This is a genomic window from Pseudomonas sp. HY2-MNA-CIBAN-0224 (genome assembly GCF_040310285.1).
In the GTDB taxonomy this organism is placed as follows: domain Bacteria; phylum Pseudomonadota; class Gammaproteobacteria; order Pseudomonadales; family Pseudomonadaceae; genus Aquipseudomonas; species Aquipseudomonas helleri.
Genome location: NZ_JBEOPQ010000002.1, coordinates 248,419 through 270,812 on the forward strand (window position 1 = coordinate 248,419; position 22,394 = coordinate 270,812).

Below are 22,394 nucleotides of genomic sequence, written 5' to 3' on the forward strand. Positions count from 1 at the left end.
TTTTCAACAGTCCAAACCTGCCCTGCGCTTAGAACGCGTTACGGAAGATCTCTTCAATCTGCGCCTGATCAGCCTTGCGCGGGTTAGTGAAGCCGCACGCATCTTTCAGCGCATTGGTGGCCAGGACCGGGATGTCATCCAGTTTAGCGCCCAGGTCACGAAGGCCTGCCGGGATTTCTACGTCCTTGGCCAAGGTACGAATCGCCGCAATGGCCGCCTGCGCGCCCTCTTCCGGGCTCAGACCGCGCACGTCGGCGCCCAGCGCGTGGGCCACATCCGTCAGGCGCTGCGCACAGACATTGGCGTTAAAGGTTTGCACGTGGGGCAGCAACACGGCGTTGCACACACCGTGCGGCAGGTCGTAGTAACCGCCCAACTGGTGCGCCATGGCATGCACAAAACCCAACGACGCGTTGTTGAACGCCATGCCCGCCAGGAACTGCGCATACGCCATGTTTTCACGCGCTACCAGGTCTTTGCCGTCACGCACCGCCTGACGCAGGTTCTGGCTGATCAACTCCATGGCCTTGATCGCACAGGCATCGGTAATCGGCGTGGCCGCCGTCGACACATAGGCTTCAATGGCGTGGGTCAAGGCATCCATGCCAGTGGCGGCAGTCAGACCTTTAGGCATCGCCACCATCAATTCAGGGTCATTGACCGACAACAGCGGGGTCACGTTACGGTCGACGATGGCCATTTTTACGTGGCGCTCTTCATCGGTAATGATGCAAAAACGCGTCATCTCACTGGCCGTACCGGCCGTGGTGTTGATCGACACCAGCGGCAATTGCGGCTTGGCCGACTGATCGACGCCCTCATAGTCACGGATATGCCCACCGTTGGTGGCGCACAGGGCAATGCCCTTGGCGCAGTCATGGGGCGAGCCGCCGCCCAGTGACACCACGAAATCACACGCGTGCTCCTTGAGGACTTTCAAACCGGCTTCGACGTTAGCAATGCTCGGGTTGGGCTTGGCCCCGTCAAAAATCACCGATTGCACGTCCTGCAACGCCAGCTTTTCAGCAATCAACGTCGCCACCCCGGCCTTGGCCAACCCCGCGTCCGTAACAATCAACGCCTTGCGAAAACCATAATTGCGAATCGCGGCCATGGCTTCGTCTAGACAGCCGTTGCCCATGATGTTTACCGCAGGGATGAAAAAGGTGCTGGTCATCGAGAGTCCTCAGCGCGGGCACTGCCCGCAACGCTTGTTGTCGGTGCGGGTAGCTTCCTCCAATCAAATGGCGCAGATGTTGACTTGGCTCAACGGTTGGGCGTGATAAAGTCCCGCACCGCCCCAGTATCGAGACACCAATAGACATGACCCCCTTCCAGGAATTTGATGCCGAACTAGAAGACTGGAACACGCTCAGCGCCAGCCAGCCTTGCAGCGGGTTGCTGCTGGGTAACGGCGCGAGCATGGCCGTGTGGCATGACTTTTATTACGACTCATTGTTTGAAAAAGCCAAAAGCGTCAGCGAAAAGCCCCTGAGCCAGACCGAACTCAGCGTGTTTGACGCCTTGGGCACGCGCAACTTCGAACACGTGCTCAGTGCCCTGAAAACCGCGAGCAAGGTCAACAAAGCGCTGGCGATCAGCTCGGCCTCGCCGCGCAAACGCTATTACGCGATCAAGGAAGCCCTGATCAACTGCACCCAGGATGTGCACATCCCGTGGCGCTTGATGCAGGCCGACACCTTGCGCTGCTGGCAGCAGGAACTGGCTCGCTACGCCACCGTGTACTGCTCCAACTACGACCTACTCACCCCGTGGGCGGTGATGCAGGCGCCCAAGCAATTCAATGACCTGTTCGACACCCCAAGCGCCACCTTTGAGTTGGGCAACGCCCTGGGCAAAGGCAAAGCCACGCGGGTGCTGTACCTGCACGGCGCCATGCACCTGGTAAAAAACCAGGAAGGCAAGGCACGCAAACTCAACGCAGATGAAGCCACCTTACTCAGCAGCTTTGCAGTCAACCATTCGATCAGCGCCCTGGATGATGTGCCGCTGTTTGTCAGCGAAGGCAGCAGTGATGACAAGCGCAAATCCATTCGCTACTGCGACTACCTGAGCTTTTGCCACGAACAACTGATGACCCACAAAGACGCGCTGTGCCTCTTTGGCCACAGCTTGAGCGAGCAAGACCAGCACCTGATCAACGCCCTGCGCCAGGCACCGCTGAAAACCCTGTGTATCTCGATCTACCCGCGCAGCGAAGCGTTTATCCGCTTCCAGAAAAACCACTACGCGGCGCTATTTGCCGACAAAAAGCTGACATTGCGTTTCTATAATTCAAAAACTCACCCGCTGGGCTCCAGCAAGCATTCAGTCCCGGTGGAACACTGAGTTCCCTGTAGCCGCTGCCGCAGGCTGCGATGGGCTGCGCAGCGGCCCTGTTTTTTCACCCAGCACGAAGGTCCTTCGGCCCTTATCGCAGCCTGCGGCAGCGGCTACAGAGTGTGCGGTATTTAAAAAACGAGACAAATAGCAATAATTCTCGATACCATTCGCGTCTTATTGCATCGTTTTCCTACAGGGATGTACATGTCTCGCCTCAAACCCGACCCGCTGGCGGCCGAATCCTTTCGCGAGTTCTATACGCAAATTCTGCACTTCCTGCGCAAGCGTACCGACAACGCCAGCGATGCCGCTGACATGACTCAAGATGTGTTCACGCAATGGCTGGGTTACCAGGACCGGGCCAAGGTCGAGCAACCGCGGGCGTTTCTGTTTCAGGTGGCGCGCAACCTGCTGCGCGATCACTGGCGCCGTCAGCAGGTTCGCCATGAGGCACACAGCGAGCACCTGCAACCGGCAACCGAGCCTTTAAGCGACGAGAGGGATGAGCCCATGGCCGCTGCCCAGCGCCTGCAACGCCTTGAGCAACTCAAAAGCGTACTCGCCGAACTCTCGCCCAGACGCCGCGAAGCCCTTATGCTGCACCGCTTTGAAGGCTTGAGTCAGGCACAGATAGCCGAACGCATGGGGATCTCCGTCAGCATGGTGGAAAAACACATTGCCTTTGCCTTGTTGCACTGCAAGCAGCATTTACACCGGGATAGCGGCAAGGAACAGCCAAAATGAGCCCTTTTCACACAAGCGACACCGACAGCATCGACGCGCAAGCCGCCCTGTGGTTTACCCGTAACCGTGACGCGCACAACGTCCCGGCAGACCCCGCGTTCAGCACTTGGCACGCGGTCCCGGCGCATGCCCGGGCCTACGCCGAATTCGAAGCCTTGTGGGCCGACCTGGGTGAACTTGAACGCCTGAACAAACCCGTGCCGTTGCCCGTTAAAAAAAACCCACGCAAAGGCTTCGGCTTTGCCGTGGCCACGGCGGCCGCGATTGTATGTGCCCTCTTCGCCCTCAACCTCGGTGCGCCCGTTGCGCTTTATCAGCAGCCAGTGGCCACGTACCGCGAAGGGGCAAAAACCCTGCTGCTACCCGACGGCAGCACGCTGAACGTCAACGCAAATACCCAGTTGCGAATCGATTTCACCGCTCAGGTGCGCAACATTTACCTGGAACAAGGCCAGCTCTACATCGACGTGGCGCCCAACAAAGAGCATCCGCTGGTGGTGCATGCCGGTGACGCGCAGATCAAAGTGGTGGGCACCGGTTTTGATGTACGCCGCAGCCAGCGCCAACTGGAAGTCAGCGTTGCCCATGGCCAGGTGGCGTTTATGCCCGATGCCAAGACCTCGACCTTGCTCGGCGCTCAACAACAAGCCACCTATGACTACGCCAAAGGCACTCTGCAAACGCACACGTTGAATGCCAATGAAGTGGGCAATTGGCGCAGTGGCCACTTGTCCTTTCGCAATCGCGAGCTGGCCAGCCTGGTGGATGAACTGGATCTGTATCGCCCTGGGGTCATTGAATTGGCGAGCGGGCCACTCGAACACTACAAAGTCTCGGGCAACCTCAATACCGCCGACCCACTTGCGCTGGTCAAAGCCCTGCCCGCCCTGATCCCGGTGAAAACCGTGCTGCTGGACAGCGGAAAAATCCGCATTGAGCCGCGCTAAAAAAACAACTGCGAATATTTTGCATTCGCATATGTGGTTTTTCATGCCTGCCGCGTCTTCCTCCGGTCTGCGTTGCTAACGCACGCCTTTTTTGGCCTTTGTTGCCGCTCTGGGGGATTTCATGTTTCGCGCACCACATCACTTCTCGTATTTGTGCACCCGCCCGACCTTGCTCGCCGCGTGCATGACGTTCAGCCTGTATGCCCAAGCCGACTCGATCCAGCTGCAACTGCCTGCGCAATCGCTGGCCAGTTCGTTGAGTGACATCGCGCAACAAGCGAACATCGCCTTGCTGTTCGACGAAGCGCTGCTGCGCAACATCAAAGCCCCGGCACTGAGCGGCGACTACAGCCCGCAAGACGCCATCCAGCGACTGCTCAAAGACACCGATTTCAACCTGATCCTGGTCGACAAAACCTACGTGGTGCAGCCCAAAGAGCAAGGCACCACCACCAGCAACAGCCTCGAACTCGGCGCGCTCAGCGTGGTGGGCAGCGGTAACGAGGTCGACTCCAGCAACGTCGGCAAGTCGACCATGACCCAGACCGAAATCAACCGCTACCAGGCCAATAACATCCCGAGCCTGCTGTCCACGTTGCCCGGTATCTACCTCGGCGGCTCGCTCAAACCGGGTGGCCAGACCATCAATATCTGGGGCCTGGGCGAAGCCGAAGACGTGCAACTGACCGTCGACGGTGCGACCAAAAGCGACTTTGAGCGCTACATGCAAGGCACGATTTTTGTCGAGCCCGAGCTGATCAAGCGTCTCGAAGTCGAAAAAGGCCCCCACGACGTGCGCACCGGCAATGGCGGCTTTGCCGGTGCAGTGCGCATGATCACCAAAGATGCCCCGGACCTGCTCGAAGACGGCAAAAACACCGGCGGCATGCTCAAATACGGCTACAGCAGCAACGACCACCAACAGGTGTACAGCGGCGCCGTGTACGGGCGCACCGACGATGGCCGCGCCGATGCGCTGGTGTATTACACCAAGCGCGACGGCGACGACATGAAGCTGGCAGGCCGCATGCCCGACCCGAACAACAACTACCCGGTCAACCCCAAGCGCTTGCCCAATACCGCTCAGGACCTGGACGCGCAACTGCTCAAGGTCAACCTGCACTTCAACGAAGAACACAGCCTGGGAATGACCTACTCCCACGTGAACAATGCGCTATGGGTGCCCTTTTCGGCGATCAGCTACCCGGCTCCGCCCAGCCAGGCCAACATCGAGAAATACGGCTATGACGGCGCCACCCGCAGGTTCTTGTCTAACCGCTCGACCATCGACAACACCTGGACGAGCCAATATAAGTACCAGCCCGTCAACAACCCGCTGATTGATCTGGAAGTGAAGCTCTCGCACTCCAAAACCGAGCAGACCGACAAGCGCGGCGAAAACGCCTTCTTCCAACCCGCCAGCGGCGGTCGCAAAATGGACACCTCCTACACCGACAACATGCTCCAGATCGAAAACGTCAGCCTGATCCCCACCGGCCCGTTGAACCATGCGGTGACCACGGGCGTGCAAGTGCGCAAGCACCAACGCGACGTCGACATGTGGATGCCGGGCGGGATTTACGAGTCTGAGAAATACAACTACGGCCACTACCAGCCGGGCTTTATGCCCAGGGGAAAAGTCGACACCAACAGCTTTTATGTTCAGGACGCCATTACCTGGGGCGACTTCACCCTGACCCCGTCATTGCGTTACGACCATGTACGCAACCGTGGCCATGAAAACGACGCACCCCTGTATAACCAGGCCGAACTGGGCCACGACTACAGCAACCAAACCTATACAGGTTGGTCGCCGCGGCTGTCAGCCTTCTGGAAAGTCACCCCCAATACCGCCTTGTTTGTCGACTACAGCAAGACCTGGCGTGCGCCGGTGATTGATGAGCAGTATGAAGTTCAAGGCACGGGCAACCGCACCACCACCAGCCTGGATCTGGACCCGGAGCGCATCACCGGCTGGCGCGCAGGCAACATCACCAACTTCGATCATATTTTTAGCGACAGCGACCATGCGCTGATCCGCACCACGTTGTTCCGCAACAAAATCGACAACGAAATCTTCAAGGCCACTGGCGTCGGCTGTGCCCAACAAACCACGACAGGCGGCATGTCCAAGGAGTGCGCGGGCATGCTGCCCATGTCCAACTACCGCAACATCGGCAGCGTGACCATCAAGGGTTTTGAAGTTGAGAGCTTTTACGACTCGACCTACGTTTTTGGATCGCTGTCATACGCCTGGATGACCGGCAAACACGAAGGTGCTTACACCAACCCGTGGGGGCCTGATGTGTGGGCGCGGGACATTCCGGCACCCAAATGGATTGCCGTGCTAGGCACCAAAATCCCGAGCCTCGATACTCGCGTGGGCTGGAAAGGTGAATTCGTGCGCAAGACCGACCGCCTGCCAAGCGACAAATACGGCCCTGGCCCGTTGACCGCTGTGGGGGACAGCTACTACAACCAATACGCCAACGACGACTACAACGTGCAGGGCCTGTTCGCTGAGTGGAAACCCCAGCAACCGTACCTCAAAGGCACCGAAGTCAACTTCACCCTGGATAACATGTTTAACAAAAGCTATCGCCCGATGCTCAGCGGCGCCAACGCCTACAGCCAGGGCCGCAACGCCAAAATCAGCATCACGCGGTTCTTCTGAGCCATCCATACCTCGCGATCTTTTCATCGTTAAAAGATCGCGAGCAAGCTCGCTCCTACAATTGCGTGCACACCCCAACGCCCGTAGCACGGCTGCGCAGCAGTCGTAAACCGGTGCTCTACGCATGCCCGCTGCTACGCGGCACCACTGTCAATTCCGGGGCTTGCACCCGGCGCTGGCTCAAATAACGTGTGCAACTGACCCGCAAGAACGAGGCGAAATTAACCACTTCGCCGCGATAATCCATCACTTCTTCATACAGCTTGGCCACCAATTGGTTGGTGGTCAGGCCATCCGCTTCTGCGATTTCGGTGAGGATGTCCCAAAACTGGTTTTCCAGGCGCAAGGTGGTGACCACGCCACAGATACGCAATGAGCGCGAGCGCGATTCATACAAGATCGGGTCGGCTTTTACATAGAGCTCACACATGGTCACGCCCTCTTCTTACAAAGTGATCCGGGTGCCCAACAACCCCAGGAAAGCCGCCAACCAGCTTGGATGCGCAGGCCAGGCCGGTGCCGTGGCCAGATTGCCCTGCACATGGGCCTTGGTCACGTCGATATCAATGTAAGTCCCGCCCGCCAGACGCACTTCTGGGGCGCAGGCCGGGTAGGCGCTGCATTCACGGTCTTTGAGCGTGCCTGCGGCAGCGAGCAATTGCGCACCATGGCAGACCGCAGCAATCGGTTTGCCCGCCTTGTCGAAATCGCGCACCAGCTCCAGAACCTTTTCGTTCAAACGCAGGTATTCCGGCGCACGGCCGCCCGGTATCACCAGCGCGTCATAGTCGCTGGCCTTGACCTTGTCGAAATCAAAATTCAGGGCAAACAGGTGGCCGGGCTTTTCGCTGTAGGTCTGGTCGCCCTCGAAATCATGGATTGCGGTGCGCACGGTCTGGCCAGCTGTTTTACCGGGGCATACGGCATGCACCTGGTGACCGACCATCAACAGCGCCTGAAATGGCACCATGACTTCGTAGTCTTCGACGTAATCGCCAGCCAGAATCAGAATTTTCTTTGCCGCCATGGTGCGTGCTCCTTACAGGTAAGACCTTGGGCCAATAAGAGTAGCCAAGGTAAACCCTATGCGCCTGCACAGGTAATAGCCAACTACTACGTACCCGAGCAGACGCTTCGCGCACGCTTACGTCAACAAGCCATCAGCCTGCAGCAAGGTTTCAAGGCAGTGCTCTTGAATGTGGTAGAACGCCTTGAGTTCCTGAATTTTCACCAACAACTGCGCCGGGTCTTGAGGTTCGGCACGTTTGACCGCGAGGATCATTTTGTTTTTGTTGGTGTGTTCCAGCGAGATGAACTCAAACACCTTGGTTTCATAGCCACAGGCTTCGAGGAACAACGCACGCAGGCTGTCGGTGACCATTTCGGCCTGCTGGCCCAGGTGCAAGCCGTATTGCAGCATCGGCTTGAGCAGTGCCGGGCTCTGGATTTGCAGGCGGATCTGCTTATGGCAGCACGGCGAACACATGATGATCGCGGCCCCGGAACGGATGCCCATGTGAATGGCATAGTCGGTGGCAATGTCGCAAGCATGCAGCGCGATCATCACGTCAATCGGGGTCGGCGCAAAACTGCGCACATCGCCGTGCTGGAAGCTCAGGCCCGGATGCTCCAGACGCTGAGCGGCGTTGTTGCACAGCGTGACCATGTCTTCGCGCAATTCAACGCCGGTGACCAGGCCTTCAGCGTGCAGGCTGTGACGCAGGTAGTCGTGGATGGCAAACGTCAGGTAACCCTTGCCCGAACCGAAGTCCACCACCTTGACCGGCTGATCGAGCTTAAGCGGCGAGCTGCTCAAGGCGTGGGAAAACACCTCGATAAACTTGTTGATCTGCTTCCACTTGCGCGACATCGCCGGGATCAGTTCTTGCTGCTTGTTGGTGACGCCAAGGTCCGCCAAAAAAGGCCGTGTCAGGTCCAGAAAGCGATTTTTCTCACGGTTATGCTCAGCCGACGGCACTTCTCGCGCTTGTTGGCTTTTGCCTTTAAACAGCGAGCTTTTGCCTTTTTTGCTGTACTCCAGCTGCACTTCGTCGGTCAGCGTCAGCAGATGCGCGTTTTTGAACGCTTCCGGCAACAGACCGGCAATCGTTACAACGGCCTCGTCGAGCGCAAAGTTCTTGGTGATGTCACGGGTTTTGTAGCGGTACACAAACGACAGGCAAGGCTGATCCTTGACCGTGACCTGCTTGATGATGACCCGCTGCAACTCGGCCTCCGGGCCAACATATTTGGCCAGCACCAGCTTGATAAACGAGTTTTGCGCCAGACCGGTTTCCAGCAGGTTCAAAAATTGCGCACGATGATCCGGCACAGACGGGGCGGTGGTAGCAGTCACTGACATTTAAAAAGGTGCCTCGAGGGGTGCAGAAGAGGAATTCGCAATGGCCGCCATTTTAGGCGTGTTGACGGCCGGGGGCACGGGGTTATTTCGCAATCCGACCCGTGCATAGCTATGTACCGCGTCTATGCACCGGCCATTGCGTTAAATCAAGGCCTCGATCTTCGCCGGATGAATCCCGGCGCAGAAGCCTTTTTTTTTGATCCCTGACGCAATGGCACCTCATGAAAACACTCTCATCGACACCGGATTTCCTGGCGCGTTTTGTCGCCCTTGGCAGCTTCCCTCAAGACCAGTTTTTACCGCGCCCAACCTTTAAAAACGTGGTCGCCGAAGCCTTCAAGCAGGCCATGTTGGAGGCATACCCCGGGCTCAAGGCCGATGTGTCACACGCGCACATTAGCGAGTCACTGCCCTCGGCCGATGCTCAACCCGCCCCGGCACCCGATCCACCCAGCACCTGGCGACTGATCGCGCCATCGACCCTGCTGATTCAAGGTTTTATCGATCAGCGCACACTCAACCTGTCAGCGGACAGACACCGCCTCACCATTGATCAGAAAGTCGAAAATCCCGCGCCCTTGAGCGTGAGCATGGCAACCCTTGAGAAGCTGCTCAATGAGTGGGCACCTCAGGTGATCGATGTTTTCGCCCAAGCCTTGATCCATTTCTGGAGCACCCCCTCACCCGCCGGTGTCAGCCCCTGGCTATGGTTGAGCCGGGTGCTGCAAGTGGGCTTGAGCGCTACCCACAACGACACCCATCGCCAGCCCGCATTGACTCAGGAACAGTCAGCCGGGCTGGGCGCCTTGTCAGGCTTCGCGGACAAAGAGCAGCGATTAAAGCTCACGATGGAAACCCCGCTGCACGCTTATCTGGTCAACATCGACACCACCGATGCCCAAGGCCCACGGCGCTTGCAGATCCCGGGGCTGGCACTGATTACCCGCAGCATCGGTGAGCGCCTGATCGTCATGGCCTGGTCACTGGCCGACGGCATAGAGCTGTTTGATTCACTGCAAGACTTCGCCCAGTCACTGCCCCGGCGCATACCGGGACTGGCAGATGACAGCCCGGTGGTCTGGAGCGCGTATGAGCCCGAAGGCCATTTTTTTCAGGCATTGGCCCAAACTCTGCTCGACAAAACCTTGCGCACGCTCACTGCACTGGGCCAAACCGCCCGGGCTGAACGCTGGAGCGCTGGCCGGCTGGCATTGGCGCTGGATGAAGAGGCGTTGATGTTTCATTTTTTCAGCGCCCAGGAATCCAAAGATTTTGAGCAACTGGTCAGCAAACTCCCTCAATGGTTGACCACCGCTGCACGCGCAGACATTCGCGCCTATAGCCGCCTGCTGGCCAATCAAGTGGCGCAACAACAGAGTGCAGAGGGCAAAACCTTCCTCGATGACATTCCCACGCTGCTGGATTTCGCTCTGCAAACCCTCAATGCCCGAATGCAGCAAGATCACCCGGACGACCCGGTGGACGCGGCCCGGATCGACATCCATGACATTGCCATCCAGGACCTGCAAATGGCCTGGCTGACAGAAGACGTCATGCCGCTGACCGAGTTTTCACTGACCTACGTGGGCGGTAAACCGGCGGCGTTTATCCAGGTTAAAGAGCGCAGCGGCCTGCCTCTGCCCACTTGGCTGAACGCCAGCTATATCAAAAATTTGCTGGAGGAAATCGACATCGGCTCGCTGTACATCAGCCTGCTTAAAGCCAATCTGGTGGACGATGCCGAGCAAGTGACGAAGCGCAAGGCGCTGTTCAAGTCCCAGTTGCAGGCGCAACTGCCACTGCTGGCGCTGGAGCATAAAATCCGCGACAGGTTCGGCTTCACTGAAGCGGGCTGGCAGCTCGTCGCACGCCTGATGAGGTCTAATGCCGTGCCCCTGAATAATCAGGACTGCATTCGGCCACTGGCTTTCACCTTATATGACGGCGCCTCCGCCAACATCGTGGGCAACATGTTTGTGCTCGGCCCCAGAGACCTGAGCAGCGGCCCCTTAGTGCTCTACCGCCCTTTCGCCACTGATTCATTGCTCGAATTTGCTGACCGCGAGGCCTTGATGAAGGCTATCCAGCAACCCGGCGAACTTCAGGACCTGGTCGTGGCCTGGCTGCCTGATTCGGTGCGCAGTTATTACGCCGAGGAGGGCTTTGAACGCCCGCACCTCGAAAGCGTGGTCAATGCCGGGTTGCTGGCGCTGCTGCCCATAAGCCCTGCCCAACTGGCGGATCTGATCATTCAGGACGATGCGCTGGCGTATGCTTTCGACAGCCATATAGAGGCCCTGATCACGCTGTCGGACAAACAGACTGTGTCCAGTTCCGAGCGGCGCTGGATTCTGTTCAAGCGCTACGCCTGGATGCTGTTCAACGGCCTGACGTTTTTTGTCAGCGGCCCGTTGCAAAAAGCCGCCTGGGTTTTCCAGACCCTGGTCAGCATCGACGAAACGCTGCAAGCCCGAATCGAAGGCGACCCCGAGGCGGCCAAACAAAGCGTGATCAGCCTGCTGCTCAATCTGAGCCAGACGCTGCTATACGAAGGGCTGAGTTTTCACGCAGCCCTCAATGTCCACTCACGCCTGCAAGCACCTCCTGACCTGCCCATGCCTGCACCGCTGGAGCTGCCCGCTCAATCTGCCTTGAAACCTCGGGCACCCAGCACGCCAGCACAGGCCGTGAGCCGTAAAACCGGCCCGGATCCAGATGCCCAGGCCGTCAGGGCCTATTCGGCACTGGACTTCTCCTGGTTCAACGCTCAACCCCGCCCATCAGCCAGTCAACGTGCCGCCCTGGACACCTTCATCAGCGATCTCGATGTGAGCAGCGGCACAACCATTGAAGTCGGTCCGCTAAAAGGCCTGATCAACTTTGAGAACAACACGTACGCCGTCATCGATAGAAAAACCTATCGCGTCAGTCGCCAGGATGATGGCGTGGTCATCCAGGACGCCAAAAAACCGATCCGCTTCGGGCCTTGGTTAATGAGCGATGACGCCGGTCATTGGGACTTCGATCTGCGACTCAAACTGCGCGGCGGAGGGCCTAAAAAGCGCATTGCTGTCATGCGCGAAGAAAAAAAACAGGCACTGATGCAATTGGTCGCCGAAGAAGCTCGACTGATGACTGAAAAACAGACCCGTGACCGGGTACTGACGCTCACGGAAAAACTGATGGCGACGCCAACCGGTCGCCAGACAACCTTCTTCGAGCGTTACGAAACAGAATTTGCTGAATGGAGAGTCAGTGCCCGTGCGTTGATCAACACCTTGCAGAAGATGAACGACATCACCCCCGTCCCTTCCTTTGAAGCCAAGATGCAAGGCTTGTGGGCTGAATTAACCCTCAAGTTATTCAAGATGCAAAACTTCCTTGAAGAACAACGCAAGGAATTGCCCCTCGCCACTTTTAGCGCAGAGTTCAAAATACGCCTGAGCTATGCCATTAACCAACTGGCCTCTGACAATCAGCAGCCTTACCTGGAAATCATCGAACACCTCAAAAAAGCCGAGCTGCTTGAACACAAAGCGTTTGATATCGCATTAATGGAGTCTGAAGGGATCGAAGAAACCAGTAAGTTGCCCATACCGCGCGACTCACCGCTGGCAGACCTGTTCCTGAAAAGAGACAAACACTTTTTCGACCGCCACTGGGCTGTCATCTACATGGAAACGCTGCTGGAACTGGTCTTGAACCGGGCGGCCAGCGACCTCAACGCCGAAGAGATGCACGCCTTTAATCATCTGAACTCCGATGCTTTCGTCAACATGGGCTGGTCGCAGTTAAGACTGCGTCTTCAGGGGGGGGAAGCGAGCGTAGAACACATCGAGTTTTACGAGTCGGCCATCACGCTCTACCAAAGTTTGACGGCAACCTGCGAAAACCTGATCGCTCTCAAATCGGAACATTTTCGCAACGAATACTTGCCCTCTTTAGTTGCATCAATCAAACCGCTGCAGATGTTTGCCGAAATGCAACTGTCAAAGGTGATATGGGAGTCTGAAAGCTCAAGCTCCGAATCTGATGAGCCGCAACCCGGCCCCAGCTGGAAAACAGCACTGCCGCCCACCAAGCCAAAAGCCGGCGCCCTTCGGCAAAAAGTCTTCAAGACCACAGAAAAACAAGTGCTGGTGGGGGTGGTCCGCGAGCCCAGCCCTGACGATCCAACCGAAATTGTCGATGTGGTCGATGCCTTCAGCCAGATGAAAGTCAGTTCTTACCGGCGTGGTGCGAGCGATGAATGGGAGCAGATCGAAAACCTCAGGCCCGCCACGCCCTCTGCGGTTTCTCATGCCAAATCCCTTTCCCGGCTGGAAGCTGACGCCATCAAATTGCTGGATCGGGTCGAGGCCAGCATTCAGCAAGCACGCGCGTTTGCCAAGACCTCGAAAATCCCGGTGGAAATCGAAGAAATCCTCGAATTCAAAAGCCAGTCACTGGACGAAACCGCGAAGCAAATGCAAGGCCTGCTGTCCGCTGAAGGCCCGGATGTCGAGCCTCTGTCACGCAGCCAAAGGGGCATAGCCAATGGGTTGGTTGCCCAGCTAGAGCTCAACTCGGTGCGGCTGCGCGCCGAGGGTAAACGTCTGCGTATCAGCCTGATTACCGACTTGCCTCCCACCGCGGCGCATATCGACTACCTCAAGGACCAGGGCCAGGTGGATATTGCGCGCCGGGGCAGGCGCCGCCCACTCAGCGGGCCGCGTAAAGATTACATGCAGGAATACGAGATTCGCAGTCGCGATGGCAAAGCGCTGTGGTACGCACATTTTCATTACGACTCACCCCAGGCTGCGCCGACGGCATTCACGGCAGCGCATTTGAAAACAGAGGCGCAACGCTTTATGAGTGCTCAGGCCTTGTATGCCCAAGCGGGCTCAACCTCCGATGTGATTCAGATTTACCGCAGCAAGATCTCTCTGGCGCTTGCAGAAAAACTGTTCCTGGCGGTCCAGTCAGTGTGATGAAGGCGCCGTACAGGCGCCTTCAAACAGTTACAACACCACTAACCGATTCGGCAATTGATTACGCGTAGCGGTTTTGGGCACGTGTTTTTCAAGCAGTTCGGCACTGGCGTCGATGCAGGCGATAAAGCCTTCTGCGGTGTGCCCCAGTGCAACGCGGCGTACAAAATCGCTGACGATGTTGCCCCAATCGCTGTTGTCCAGGCGCTGGGAAATGCCTTCGTCGACGATGATCTCGACGTAACGCTCGGCTTCACTGACAAAAATCAGCACCCCGGTGCGGTCTTGGGTGTGGTGCAGTTTTTGTTCGAGAAACTGGCGCCGCGCCAGGTTGCTGGCCCGCCAGTGGCGAACCCGCGCCGGGATCATAAACGTGGTCAGCACCGGAATTCGAAAGATCAAACTGAGGAAGACAAAAGTGGCCCATTGCAGCATGAGCAATGTGTAGATCGTCATGTCGCTGTCTATAAAGTGCACCAGCGCCGGTACCACCAAGGCGATCAAGCTGGCCCAGAGTAAGGGGATGTAGCTGTAATCGTCGGCGCGCGGTGCGAGCACGGTGACGATTTCGGCGTCGGTGCGCTGTTCAGCGCGGGTCACGGCCTCTTCAACCTGCCGTTTTTGCTCTTGCGTGAGTAAAGCCATAAGTGTCGATGCCCGTTTAAAAATGAATTACCAGCCGCCCGAAGCGCCGCCGCCACCAAAACTGCCGCCGCCTCCACGAAAACCACCGCCGCCACCGCCACGTCCAAAACCACCGCCGCCAAAACCACCGGAACGCGAGCCGCCGCCTCCCCCGGAGTTGCAAATGCCATAGAACTGGCAGGCCGCGACCACGACGATAAACGCTAGAAACAACAACAGCACCACGCCGGGATGCTCAGCCAAAAAGTCATCACCACCGCCCTGCCCGCTGGCGTAGGCAGGCTCAGCCAACGGCGCGCCGCCCAGCACCTGAAGCATGGCCGCCACGCCGTCGCTGATGCCCTGGCTGAACTGTCCGGCTTTAAACGCCGGGGTGATCACCTGGTTGATGATGACCGACGCTTGCGCATCGGTCAGGCGGTCTTCCAGGCCGTAGCCGACTTCGATGCGCAGTTTACGGTCATCCCGGGCGACGATCAGCAACGCGCCGTTGTTTTCATCCTTTTTGCCAATGCCCCAGGCGCGCCCCAATTGGTAACCGAAGTCTTCAATGGGTTCGCCTTGCAGGTTCGGCACCGTGACCACCACCACTTGCTCGCCGGTGGCTTTTTCGTGAGCTTCGAGGGTCTGTGTCAGTTGTTGACGCGTGGCGGGATCGAGCATTTGGCCATCGTCCACCACCCGCCCGCTCAGTGTCGGAAAAGTCAGCGCCTGTGCGCTGGCTATTAATAGCCAAAGCAGCAGGCCCACGCCCAGTTTTGATACGCGCATCAGCACCTCATAGTTAACTTTTGTAGCCGCTGCCGAAGGCTGCGATAAGGGCCGAAGGACCTTCAGGACTGCTACGCAGCCCATCGCAGCCTGCGGCAGCGGCTACAGGCATAAGCTGTTAGAACTTCACCTCGGGGGCTTTGTCGGCATTCGGGGTGGTGGCTTCGAAGGTCGCACGCACCGGCAAGTCGCTGTACATCACCGCATGCCACAGGCGACCGGGGAAGGTGCGGATCTCGGTGTTGTAACGCTCGACCGCGAGAATAAAGTCCCGACGGGCCACGCTGATGCGGTTTTCAGTGCCTTCAAGTTGCGACTGCAACGACAGGAAGTTCTGGTTGGACTTGAGGTCCGGGTAACGCTCAGACACCACCATCAAACGGCTCAAGGCCCCGGTCAGTTGGTTCTGCGCGTCCTGGAACTGCTTGAGTTTTTCCGGGTTGTCCAGGGTGCTGGCATCGACCTGAATCGACGTGGCCTTGGCCCGCGCCTCAATCACTGCCGTGAGGGTCGCCTGTTCTTGCTTGGCCGCGCCCTTGACCGTCTCGACCAGGTTGGGGATCAGGTCGGCACGCCGCTGGTACTGGTTCTGCACTTGCGACCAGGCCGCCTTGACCTGCTCATCCAGCGTCGGGATGGTATTGATCCCGCACCCCGCCAGCACGCTGCTGAGGGCCAGCAATGCGACAACCTTCCAGCCCATCCGTTTTACGCTCTGTATGTGCATGCATCGACACTCCGTTTTAATTCCATTGCGTTCATTGACCCGCCAACCCGCTTAAAACTCCCGGACCGCGCGCCAATATCTCCCGGCACCACTGGATTGCGCACGGCGAATCAGCTAAAAGACTGCATCCTGCGCAGGAATACTCACTTTAACGATAGGATATTTCCTTAAGTTGAGTAGCTCATGCGCCTTTCCCAGAACAATATCGCTACGAAAGCGCGGGCCTCCCTTCGCGTTCACCGAGCGGCCGCGTAGAAGAATCTCATGAGAAACCTGTGTTTGCTGGGCCTGGCCATCAGCCTGGCCAGTCCTTCGGTATGGGCCCAAACCCCGGCAGCGCCGCTCCCGCCCAAAGACGTTTTTGTCGCAGACCTGATGAAGCAAATGACCGAAGCCGAAAAAATCGGCCAGTTGCGCCTCATCAGTATCGCCACCGACATGCCGCGCGAGCTGATTCGCAAGGAAATTGCTGCAGGGCACATCGGCGGCACCTTCAACTCGGTGACCCGCGACGAAAACCGGCCCATGCAAGACGCTGCCATGCGCAGCCGCCTGAAGATCCCGATGTTTTTTGCCTACGACGTGATTCACGGCCATCGCACGATTTTCCCGATCAGCCTGGGCCTGGCGGCCAGCTGGGACATGGACGCCATAGCCCAGAGCGGGCGTGTTTCTGCCCAGGAAGCCAGCGCAGACGGCATCGACATGACCTTTGCGCCGATGGTCGATATAGCCCGCGACCCGCGCTGGGGCCGGACCTCGGAAGGTTTTGGCGAAGACACTTATCTGGTCTCGCGCATCGCTGACGTCATGGTCAAGGCTTATCAGGGCCTCTCCCCCGCCTTGCCCGGCAACATCATGGCCAGCGTTAAACACTTCGCACTGTACGGCGCTATTGAAGGCGGACGGGACTACAACATCGTCGACATGAGCCCGACACGCATGTTCCAGGACTACCTGCCGCCCTATCATGCCGCGATAAAAGCCGGGGCTGGCGGGGTGATGGTGGCGCTCAACTCGATCAACGGCGTGCCGGCCACCTCCAACATGTGGCTGATGCAAGACCTGCTGCGCAAAGACTGGGGTTTTAAAGGCGTGGCCATCAGCGACCACGGCGCGATTATCGAGCTGATCAAGCATGGCGTGGCCAAAGACAACCGCGAAGCTGCCAAGCTGGCGATCAAGGCCGGTATCGACATGAGCATGAACGACAAGGCCTACGGCGAAGAGTTGCCGGGCCTGCTGAAGTCGGGCGAAGTGCCGCAGAGCGATCTGGACAATGCCGTACGTGAAGTGCTCGGGGCCAAATACGACATGGGCCTGTTTGCCGACCCGTACCTGCGCATCGGCAAGGCCGAAGATGACCCGGCCGACACCAACGCCGAAAACCGCCTGCACCGCCAGGAGGCCCGCGACGTGGCACGCAAAAGCCTGGTGTTGCTGAAAAACAACAACCAGACCCTGCCGCTCAACAAGCAGACACGCATTGCCCTGGTCGGCCCGCTGGCCAACTCCAAGGTCGACATGCTGGGCAGTTGGTCCGGCGCCGGGGTGCCTGCACAATCGGTGACCGTGTATGAGGGCATGCAAAAGGCCATGGGCCAGCAAGGCTCGGTCACCTATGCGCGGGGCGCGAACATCTCCGACGATCCAAAAATCGCCGAGTACCTGAACCACATCAACACCGGCGGGATCGACGTCAAAGACGACCCACGCCCGGCCCAAACAATGATCGACGAAGCGGTCAAAGCCGCGCAGCACGCTGATGTGGTCGTCGCCGTGGTGGGTGAGTCGCGAGGCATGTCCCACGAGTCATCTAGCCGCACCTCGCTGGACATTCCCGACAGCCAGCGCGCCTTGATCAGCGCACTCAAAACCACCGGCAAGCCTTTGGTTCTGGTACTGATGAACGGCCGCCCGCTGTCGATCGAGCAAGAACAGGCGCACGCCGATGCCGTGCTGGAAACCTGGTACAGCGGCACCGAAGGCGGCAATGCGATTGCCGACGTACTGTTCGGTGACTACAACCCGTCTGGCAAGCTGCCGATCACCTTCCCACGCTCTGTTGGCCAGATTCCTAGCTACTACAGCCACCTGAGCATTGGACGGCCCTTTACGCCGGGCAAGCCGGGCAACTACACCTCGCAGTACTTCGACGCCGAGAACTCACCGCTGTACCCGTTCGGCTATGGCCTGAGCTACACCGACTTCAGCCTGTCGCCAGTCACGCTGTCGTCGAAAATGTTGAAGCCCGGGGGCACCCTCACCGCCAGCGTCACGGTCAAAAACACCGGCAAGCGCGATGGCGAGACGGTGGTGCAGTTGTACCTGCGTGACGTCACCGCCTCCATGGCCCGCCCGGTCAAGGAGCTGAAGAACTTCGAAAAAGTCATGCTCAAGGCAGGCGAGCAGAAAGTGGTGCGCTTCACCCTCAGCGAAGACGACCTGAAGTTTTACAACGCGCAATTGAAGTACGCCGCCGAGCCGGGCGAGTTCGACGTGCAAATCGGCCTCGACTCACAAAACGTGCAGCAAAACAGCTTCGAATTGTTGTAACCACGCGCAATAACCGAAAAGGTCTGCAAGGGCCTTTTCGGCCCCTCTTTCGAGCATTTTGTGCTTGACCTTTATGATCTTTGCGCACGCCTGAAAATGCGTTCGGACAGGGCAGTTTTTTGTGGTAGGGTTCGCGCCCTCAAAATTCAGACGGCTCGATTGGGTGCTGCAAAATTCAGTGACAAGCGGTTCAATCCAGCGCCTATGCGGCCTACATGGTTTATCAACCCTTCATACACACTTTACGCACAGAGTTATCCACAGGTCGTACATTGCACAGCGCCACTAAAACGCATATCTTGTATCTGTCGCGCCAAAAACACCTACATATAGGGTTTTAGGCCAATAACCCAACACAACTCAGACGAGAATTTCAAGCCCTTTTCTCGCGCCTGTCGGGTTAAACCAAACGCAGTTCTCAAAGTCCAAACCGCTCATGCGGATGGCAACCGTTTTCCGGCTCCACAGCAGGAAAGCGGCCCGGGTGTTGCAGTAAAAATACTGTCACCCACGAGGAATACGGTTTGAGGCTGCACGCACAGACCAAGACTTCGGCACGGAAGCGGCTTAACCCCCCCTTTCTGTACGTCCCGAGGTTGTTATGCCCGGTTCATGATCGGTTGTAGTGCTTCAGGACGGAACGGTGGGCCCCCAAAAGGAGCCCAAATAAACATAGAGAATGTGGAGACACCCCCCCATGCAAACCGACACAGCTCGCGAGAACTCGCAGGGTTCCGATTCAAATCTGGATCTGTCTGCGACCGCGCCAGGCCAATTGCGCGTGATCAAACGTAACGGAACCGTGGTTCCTTACACCGACGACAAGATCACCGTCGCCATCACCAAAGCGTTTCTCGCAGTTGAAGGTGGCAATGCCGCTGCCTCGTCACGAATCCACGACACCGTTGCGCGCCTGACCGAACAAGTCACCGCGACCTTCAAGCGTCGCATGCCATCGGGTGGCACCATCCACATCGAAGAAATCCAGGACCAGGTTGAACTGGCCCTGATGCGCGCCGGCGAGCAAAAAGTCGCGCGTGACTACGTGATCTACCGCGACTCGCGCGCCAAAGAACGCGCCACTCGCGCCCCGGCCGAAAGCGCTGTGGTTGCTCACCCGACCATCCGCATCACCCGCGCCGACGGCACGTTCGCGCCGCTGGACATGGCCCGCCTGAACACCATCGTTAGCGAAGCCTGCGAAGGCCTGGCAGAAGTCGACGGCGACCTGATCCAGCGTGAAACCCTGAAAAACCTGTACGACGGCGTGGCCTTGAGCGACGTCAACACCGCCCTGGTGATGACCGCCCGTACCCTGGTTGAGCGTGAGCCCAACTACTCGTTCGTGACCGCCCGCCTGCTGATGGACACCCTGCGCGGTGAAGGCCTGGGCTTCCTGAACGTTGCCGAAAGCGCTACCCACCACGAAATGGCCGACCTGTACGCCAAGGCACTGCCGGCTTACATCGCCAAAGGTATCGAATTCGACCTGCTGAACCCGGTGCTGGCCACCTTTGACCTGGAAAAACTGGGCAAGGCGATCAACCACGAGCGCGATCAGCAGTTCACCTACCTGGGCCTGCAAACCCTGTACGACCGTTACTTCATCCACAAGGATGGCGTGCGTTTCGAACTGCCGCAGATCTTCTTCATGCGCGTGGCCATGGGCCTGGCGATCGAAGAGAAGCAAAAAGAAGACCGCGCGATCGAGTTCTACAACCTGTTGTCGTCGTTCGACTATATGGCCTCGACCCCGACCCTGTTCAACGCCGGTACTCAGCGTCCTCAGCTGTCCAGCTGCTACCTGACCACCGTGCCGGACGACCTGTCGGGCATCTACCACGCGATCCACGACAACGCCATGTTGTCCAAATTCGCGGGCGGCCTGGGCAACGACTGGACCCCGGTCCGTGCTTTGGGTTCGTGGATCAAAGGCACCAACGGCAAGTCCCAGGGCGTAGTTCCGTTCCTCAAGGTTGTGAACGACACCGCCGTCGCCGTCAACCAGGGTGGCAAGCGTAAAGGCGCTGTCTGTGCCTACCTGGAAACCTGGCACATGGACATCGAAGAGTTCATCGAGCTGCGTAAAAACACCGGTGATGACCGTCGTCGTACCCACGACATGAACACCGCCAACTGGATCCCTGACCTGTTCATGAAGCGCGTCTTCGATGACGGCAAGTGGACCCTGTTCTCGCCGTCCGAAGTACCGGACCTGCACGACCTGACCGGCAAGGCCTTCGAAGAGCGTTACGAGTACTACGAAGCCCTGACCGAGTACCCGGGCAAGGTCAAACTGTTCAAGACCATCCAGGCCAAAGACCTGTGGCGCAAAATGCTGTCCATGCTGTTTGAAACCGGCCACCCATGGCTGACCTTCAAAGACCCGTGCAACCTGCGCAGCCCGCAGCAGCACGTGGGCGTGGTTCACAGCTCGAACCTGTGCACCGAGATCACCTTGAACACCAACAAGGACGAGATCGCTGTATGTAACCTGGGTTCGATCAACCTGCCTAACCACATCGTGGACGGCAAGCTGGACACCGCCAAGCTCAAGCGCACCATCGACGTCGCCGTACGCATGCTCGACAACGTGATCGACATCAACTACTACTCGGTGCCGCAAGCGCGCAACTCGAACTTCAAGCACCGCCCGGTAGGCTTGGGAATCATGGGCTTCCAGGACGCGCTGTACCTGCAGCACATCCCTTATGCCTCGCAAGCAGCTGTTGAGTTTGCCGACAAGTCGATGGAAGCGGTCAGCTACTACGCGATCCAGGCGTCCTGCGACCTGGCTGACGAGCGTGGCGCTTACGAGACGTTCCAGGGTTCGCTGTGGTCCAAAGGCGTGTTGCCACTGGATTCGCAACAGATCCTGATCGAGCAGCGCGGCCAGAAGTACATCGACGTTGACCTGAACGAATCCCTGGACTGGGCACCGGTTCGCGCCCGTGTACAAAAAGGCATTCGTAACTCCAACATCATGGCCATCGCACCGACCGCCACCATCGCCAACATCACTGGCGTGTCACAGTCGATCGAACCGACCTATCAAAACCTGTACGTGAAATCCAACCTGTCGGGCGAATTCACCGTGATCAACCCGTACCTGGTTCGCGACCTCAAGGCTCGCGGTCTGTGGGATTCGGTCATGATCAACGACTTGAAGTACTACGACGGTTCCGTGCAGCAGATCGAACGCATCCCGCAAGAGCTCAAAGAGCTGTATGCCACCGCGTTTGAAGTCGACACCAAGTGGATCGTTGACGCAGCCAGCCGTCGTCAGAAGTGGATCGACCAGGCTCAGTCGCTGAACCTGTACATCGCCGGCGCATCGGGCAAGAAGCTCGACGTCACCTACCGCATGGCCTGGTACCGTGGTTTGAAAACCACCTACTACCTCCGTGCCCTGGCGGCGACCAGCACCGAGAAGTCCACCGTTAACACGGGCAAGCTCAACGCAGTATCGAGCGGCAAAAACAGTGAAGACGTAGCAGCAGCGCCTGCTGGCCCGGCCCCCGTGCCAAAAGCCTGCGCGATTGATGAGCCGGATTGCGAAGCTTGCCAATAAGCTGAATGGCCAGGCGGCTTGACCGCCTGACTAAAAACCCCCGTTAAACCCTGGATACAGTTGGGTTTAGCGGGGGTTTTG

General features: G+C 58.1%; 14 protein-coding genes. 7 read left to right on the top strand and 7 right to left on the bottom strand.

Features of this window, described 5'->3' with window-relative positions:
• Nucleotides 1–28: 28 nt before the first annotated feature.
• Nucleotides 29–1,177: an L-threonine dehydrogenase gene (yiaY, locus tag AAEZ03_RS03060; protein WP_048391502.1), complete on the bottom strand. Its 1,149-nt coding sequence runs from the start codon at nucleotides 1,175–1,177 to the stop codon at nucleotides 29–31.
• 146 nt (nucleotides 1,178–1,323) lie between these two features.
• On the opposite strand from yiaY, the gene AAEZ03_RS03065 reads away from it, so the two are divergent.
• The 4 genes from AAEZ03_RS03065 to AAEZ03_RS03080 all read left to right on the top strand — a co-directional run bounded on the left by AAEZ03_RS03065 (nucleotide 1,324) and on the right by AAEZ03_RS03080 (nucleotide 6,708).
• Nucleotides 1,324–2,349 (top strand): DUF4917 family protein, encoded by a 1,026-nt coding sequence (locus AAEZ03_RS03065; protein ID WP_350575928.1) that lies wholly within the window; start codon nucleotides 1,324–1,326, stop codon nucleotides 2,347–2,349.
• A gap of 198 nt (nucleotides 2,350–2,547) precedes the next feature.
• The gene (locus tag AAEZ03_RS03070; protein ID WP_350575930.1) at nucleotides 2,548–3,087 is read left to right on the top strand and encodes an RNA polymerase sigma factor; all 540 of its coding nucleotides are present in this window, start codon (nucleotides 2,548–2,550) and stop codon (nucleotides 3,085–3,087) included.
• Nucleotides 3,084–4,034 carry a FecR family protein gene (locus AAEZ03_RS03075; RefSeq protein ID WP_350575933.1) on the top strand — a complete coding sequence of 317 codons (951 nt, stop codon included), beginning with the start codon at nucleotides 3,084–3,086 and terminating at the stop codon, nucleotides 4,032–4,034. Before AAEZ03_RS03070 ends, AAEZ03_RS03075 begins: the two co-directional genes overlap by 4 nt.
• Before the next feature lie 121 nt (nucleotides 4,035–4,155).
• Nucleotides 4,156–6,708 (top strand): TonB-dependent receptor, encoded by a 2,553-nt coding sequence (locus AAEZ03_RS03080; protein WP_350575935.1) that lies wholly within the window; start codon nucleotides 4,156–4,158, stop codon nucleotides 6,706–6,708.
• Between the two features lie 118 nt (nucleotides 6,709–6,826).
• Here the strand turns inward: AAEZ03_RS03080 and AAEZ03_RS03085 are convergent, their stop codons facing one another.
• The 3 genes from AAEZ03_RS03085 to AAEZ03_RS03095 form a co-directional block, all read right to left on the bottom strand.
• Complete coding sequence (locus AAEZ03_RS03085; protein ID WP_048370622.1) at nucleotides 6,827–7,138, bottom strand: ribbon-helix-helix domain-containing protein; 312 nt, start codon at nucleotides 7,136–7,138, stop codon at nucleotides 6,827–6,829.
• Nucleotides 7,139–7,153: 15 nt separating this feature from the next.
• Nucleotides 7,154–7,735 (bottom strand): DJ-1/PfpI family protein, encoded by a 582-nt coding sequence (locus AAEZ03_RS03090; protein ID WP_123749902.1) that lies wholly within the window; start codon nucleotides 7,733–7,735, stop codon nucleotides 7,154–7,156.
• 117 nt (nucleotides 7,736–7,852) lie between these two features.
• Nucleotides 7,853–9,070: a class I SAM-dependent methyltransferase gene (locus AAEZ03_RS03095; protein WP_350575939.1), complete on the bottom strand. Its 1,218-nt coding sequence runs from the start codon at nucleotides 9,068–9,070 to the stop codon at nucleotides 7,853–7,855.
• Between the two features lie 221 nt (nucleotides 9,071–9,291).
• On the opposite strand from AAEZ03_RS03095, the gene AAEZ03_RS03100 reads away from it, so the two are divergent.
• The gene (locus AAEZ03_RS03100) at nucleotides 9,292–14,043 is read left to right on the top strand and encodes a dermonecrotic toxin domain-containing protein (RefSeq protein WP_350575942.1); all 4,752 of its coding nucleotides are present in this window, start codon (nucleotides 9,292–9,294) and stop codon (nucleotides 14,041–14,043) included.
• A gap of 30 nt (nucleotides 14,044–14,073) precedes the next feature.
• Here the strand turns inward: AAEZ03_RS03100 and AAEZ03_RS03105 are convergent, their stop codons facing one another.
• The 3 genes from AAEZ03_RS03105 to AAEZ03_RS03115 form a co-directional block, all read right to left on the bottom strand.
• On the bottom strand, nucleotides 14,074–14,688 hold the full coding sequence (locus tag AAEZ03_RS03105) for a TPM domain-containing protein (RefSeq protein WP_048370631.1): 615 nt from the start codon (nucleotides 14,686–14,688) through the stop codon (nucleotides 14,074–14,076).
• 27 nt (nucleotides 14,689–14,715) lie between these two features.
• Nucleotides 14,716–15,459 carry a TPM domain-containing protein gene (locus AAEZ03_RS03110; protein ID WP_123749899.1) on the bottom strand — a complete coding sequence of 248 codons (744 nt, stop codon included), beginning with the start codon at nucleotides 15,457–15,459 and terminating at the stop codon, nucleotides 14,716–14,718.
• A 118-nt stretch (nucleotides 15,460–15,577) separates the two neighbouring features.
• Nucleotides 15,578–16,186, bottom strand: coding sequence for a LemA family protein (locus AAEZ03_RS03115; RefSeq protein WP_048370634.1), 609 nt, complete (start codon nucleotides 16,184–16,186; stop codon nucleotides 15,578–15,580).
• 264 nt (nucleotides 16,187–16,450) lie between these two features.
• Here AAEZ03_RS03115 and bglX point away from each other — a divergent pair, with 264 nt between their 5' ends.
• Together bglX and AAEZ03_RS03125 are read left to right on the top strand one after the other, a co-directional pair.
• Nucleotides 16,451–18,742: a beta-glucosidase BglX gene (bglX, locus tag AAEZ03_RS03120; RefSeq protein ID WP_350575947.1), complete on the top strand. Its 2,292-nt coding sequence runs from the start codon at nucleotides 16,451–16,453 to the stop codon at nucleotides 18,740–18,742.
• A 697-nt stretch (nucleotides 18,743–19,439) separates the two neighbouring features.
• On the top strand, nucleotides 19,440–22,313 hold the full coding sequence (locus AAEZ03_RS03125; protein ID WP_048370638.1) for a ribonucleoside-diphosphate reductase subunit alpha: 2,874 nt from the start codon (nucleotides 19,440–19,442) through the stop codon (nucleotides 22,311–22,313).
• Nucleotides 22,314–22,394 lie beyond the last annotated feature (81 nt).

Excerpts from the sequence above, each read along its gene's own strand:
- bglX (WP_350575947.1), top strand. The coding sequence starts at position 16,451 with ATGAGAAACCTGTGTTTGCTGGGCCTGGCCATCAGCCTGGCCAGTCCT.
- AAEZ03_RS03085 (WP_048370622.1), bottom strand. The coding sequence starts at position 7,138 with ATGTGTGAGCTCTATGTAAAAGCCGACCCGATCTTGTATGAATCGCGC.
- AAEZ03_RS03115 (WP_048370634.1), bottom strand. The coding sequence starts at position 16,186 with ATGCACATACAGAGCGTAAAACGGATGGGCTGGAAGGTTGTCGCATTG.
- AAEZ03_RS03105 (WP_048370631.1), bottom strand. The coding sequence starts at position 14,688 with ATGGCTTTACTCACGCAAGAGCAAAAACGGCAGGTTGAAGAGGCCGTG.
- AAEZ03_RS03110 (WP_123749899.1), bottom strand. The coding sequence starts at position 15,459 with ATGCGCGTATCAAAACTGGGCGTGGGCCTGCTGCTTTGGCTATTAATA.
- AAEZ03_RS03090 (WP_123749902.1), bottom strand. The coding sequence starts at position 7,735 with ATGGCGGCAAAGAAAATTCTGATTCTGGCTGGCGATTACGTCGAAGAC.
- AAEZ03_RS03065 (WP_350575928.1), top strand. The coding sequence starts at position 1,324 with ATGACCCCCTTCCAGGAATTTGATGCCGAACTAGAAGACTGGAACACG.
- AAEZ03_RS03125 (WP_048370638.1), top strand. The coding sequence starts at position 19,440 with ATGCAAACCGACACAGCTCGCGAGAACTCGCAGGGTTCCGATTCAAAT.
- AAEZ03_RS03080 (WP_350575935.1), top strand. The coding sequence starts at position 4,156 with ATGTTTCGCGCACCACATCACTTCTCGTATTTGTGCACCCGCCCGACC.
- AAEZ03_RS03095 (WP_350575939.1), bottom strand. The coding sequence starts at position 9,070 with ATGTCAGTGACTGCTACCACCGCCCCGTCTGTGCCGGATCATCGTGCG.
- AAEZ03_RS03100 (WP_350575942.1), top strand. The coding sequence starts at position 9,292 with ATGAAAACACTCTCATCGACACCGGATTTCCTGGCGCGTTTTGTCGCC.
- AAEZ03_RS03075 (WP_350575933.1), top strand. The coding sequence starts at position 3,084 with ATGAGCCCTTTTCACACAAGCGACACCGACAGCATCGACGCGCAAGCC.
- yiaY (WP_048391502.1), bottom strand. The coding sequence starts at position 1,177 with ATGACCAGCACCTTTTTCATCCCTGCGGTAAACATCATGGGCAACGGC.
- AAEZ03_RS03070 (WP_350575930.1), top strand. The coding sequence starts at position 2,548 with ATGTCTCGCCTCAAACCCGACCCGCTGGCGGCCGAATCCTTTCGCGAG.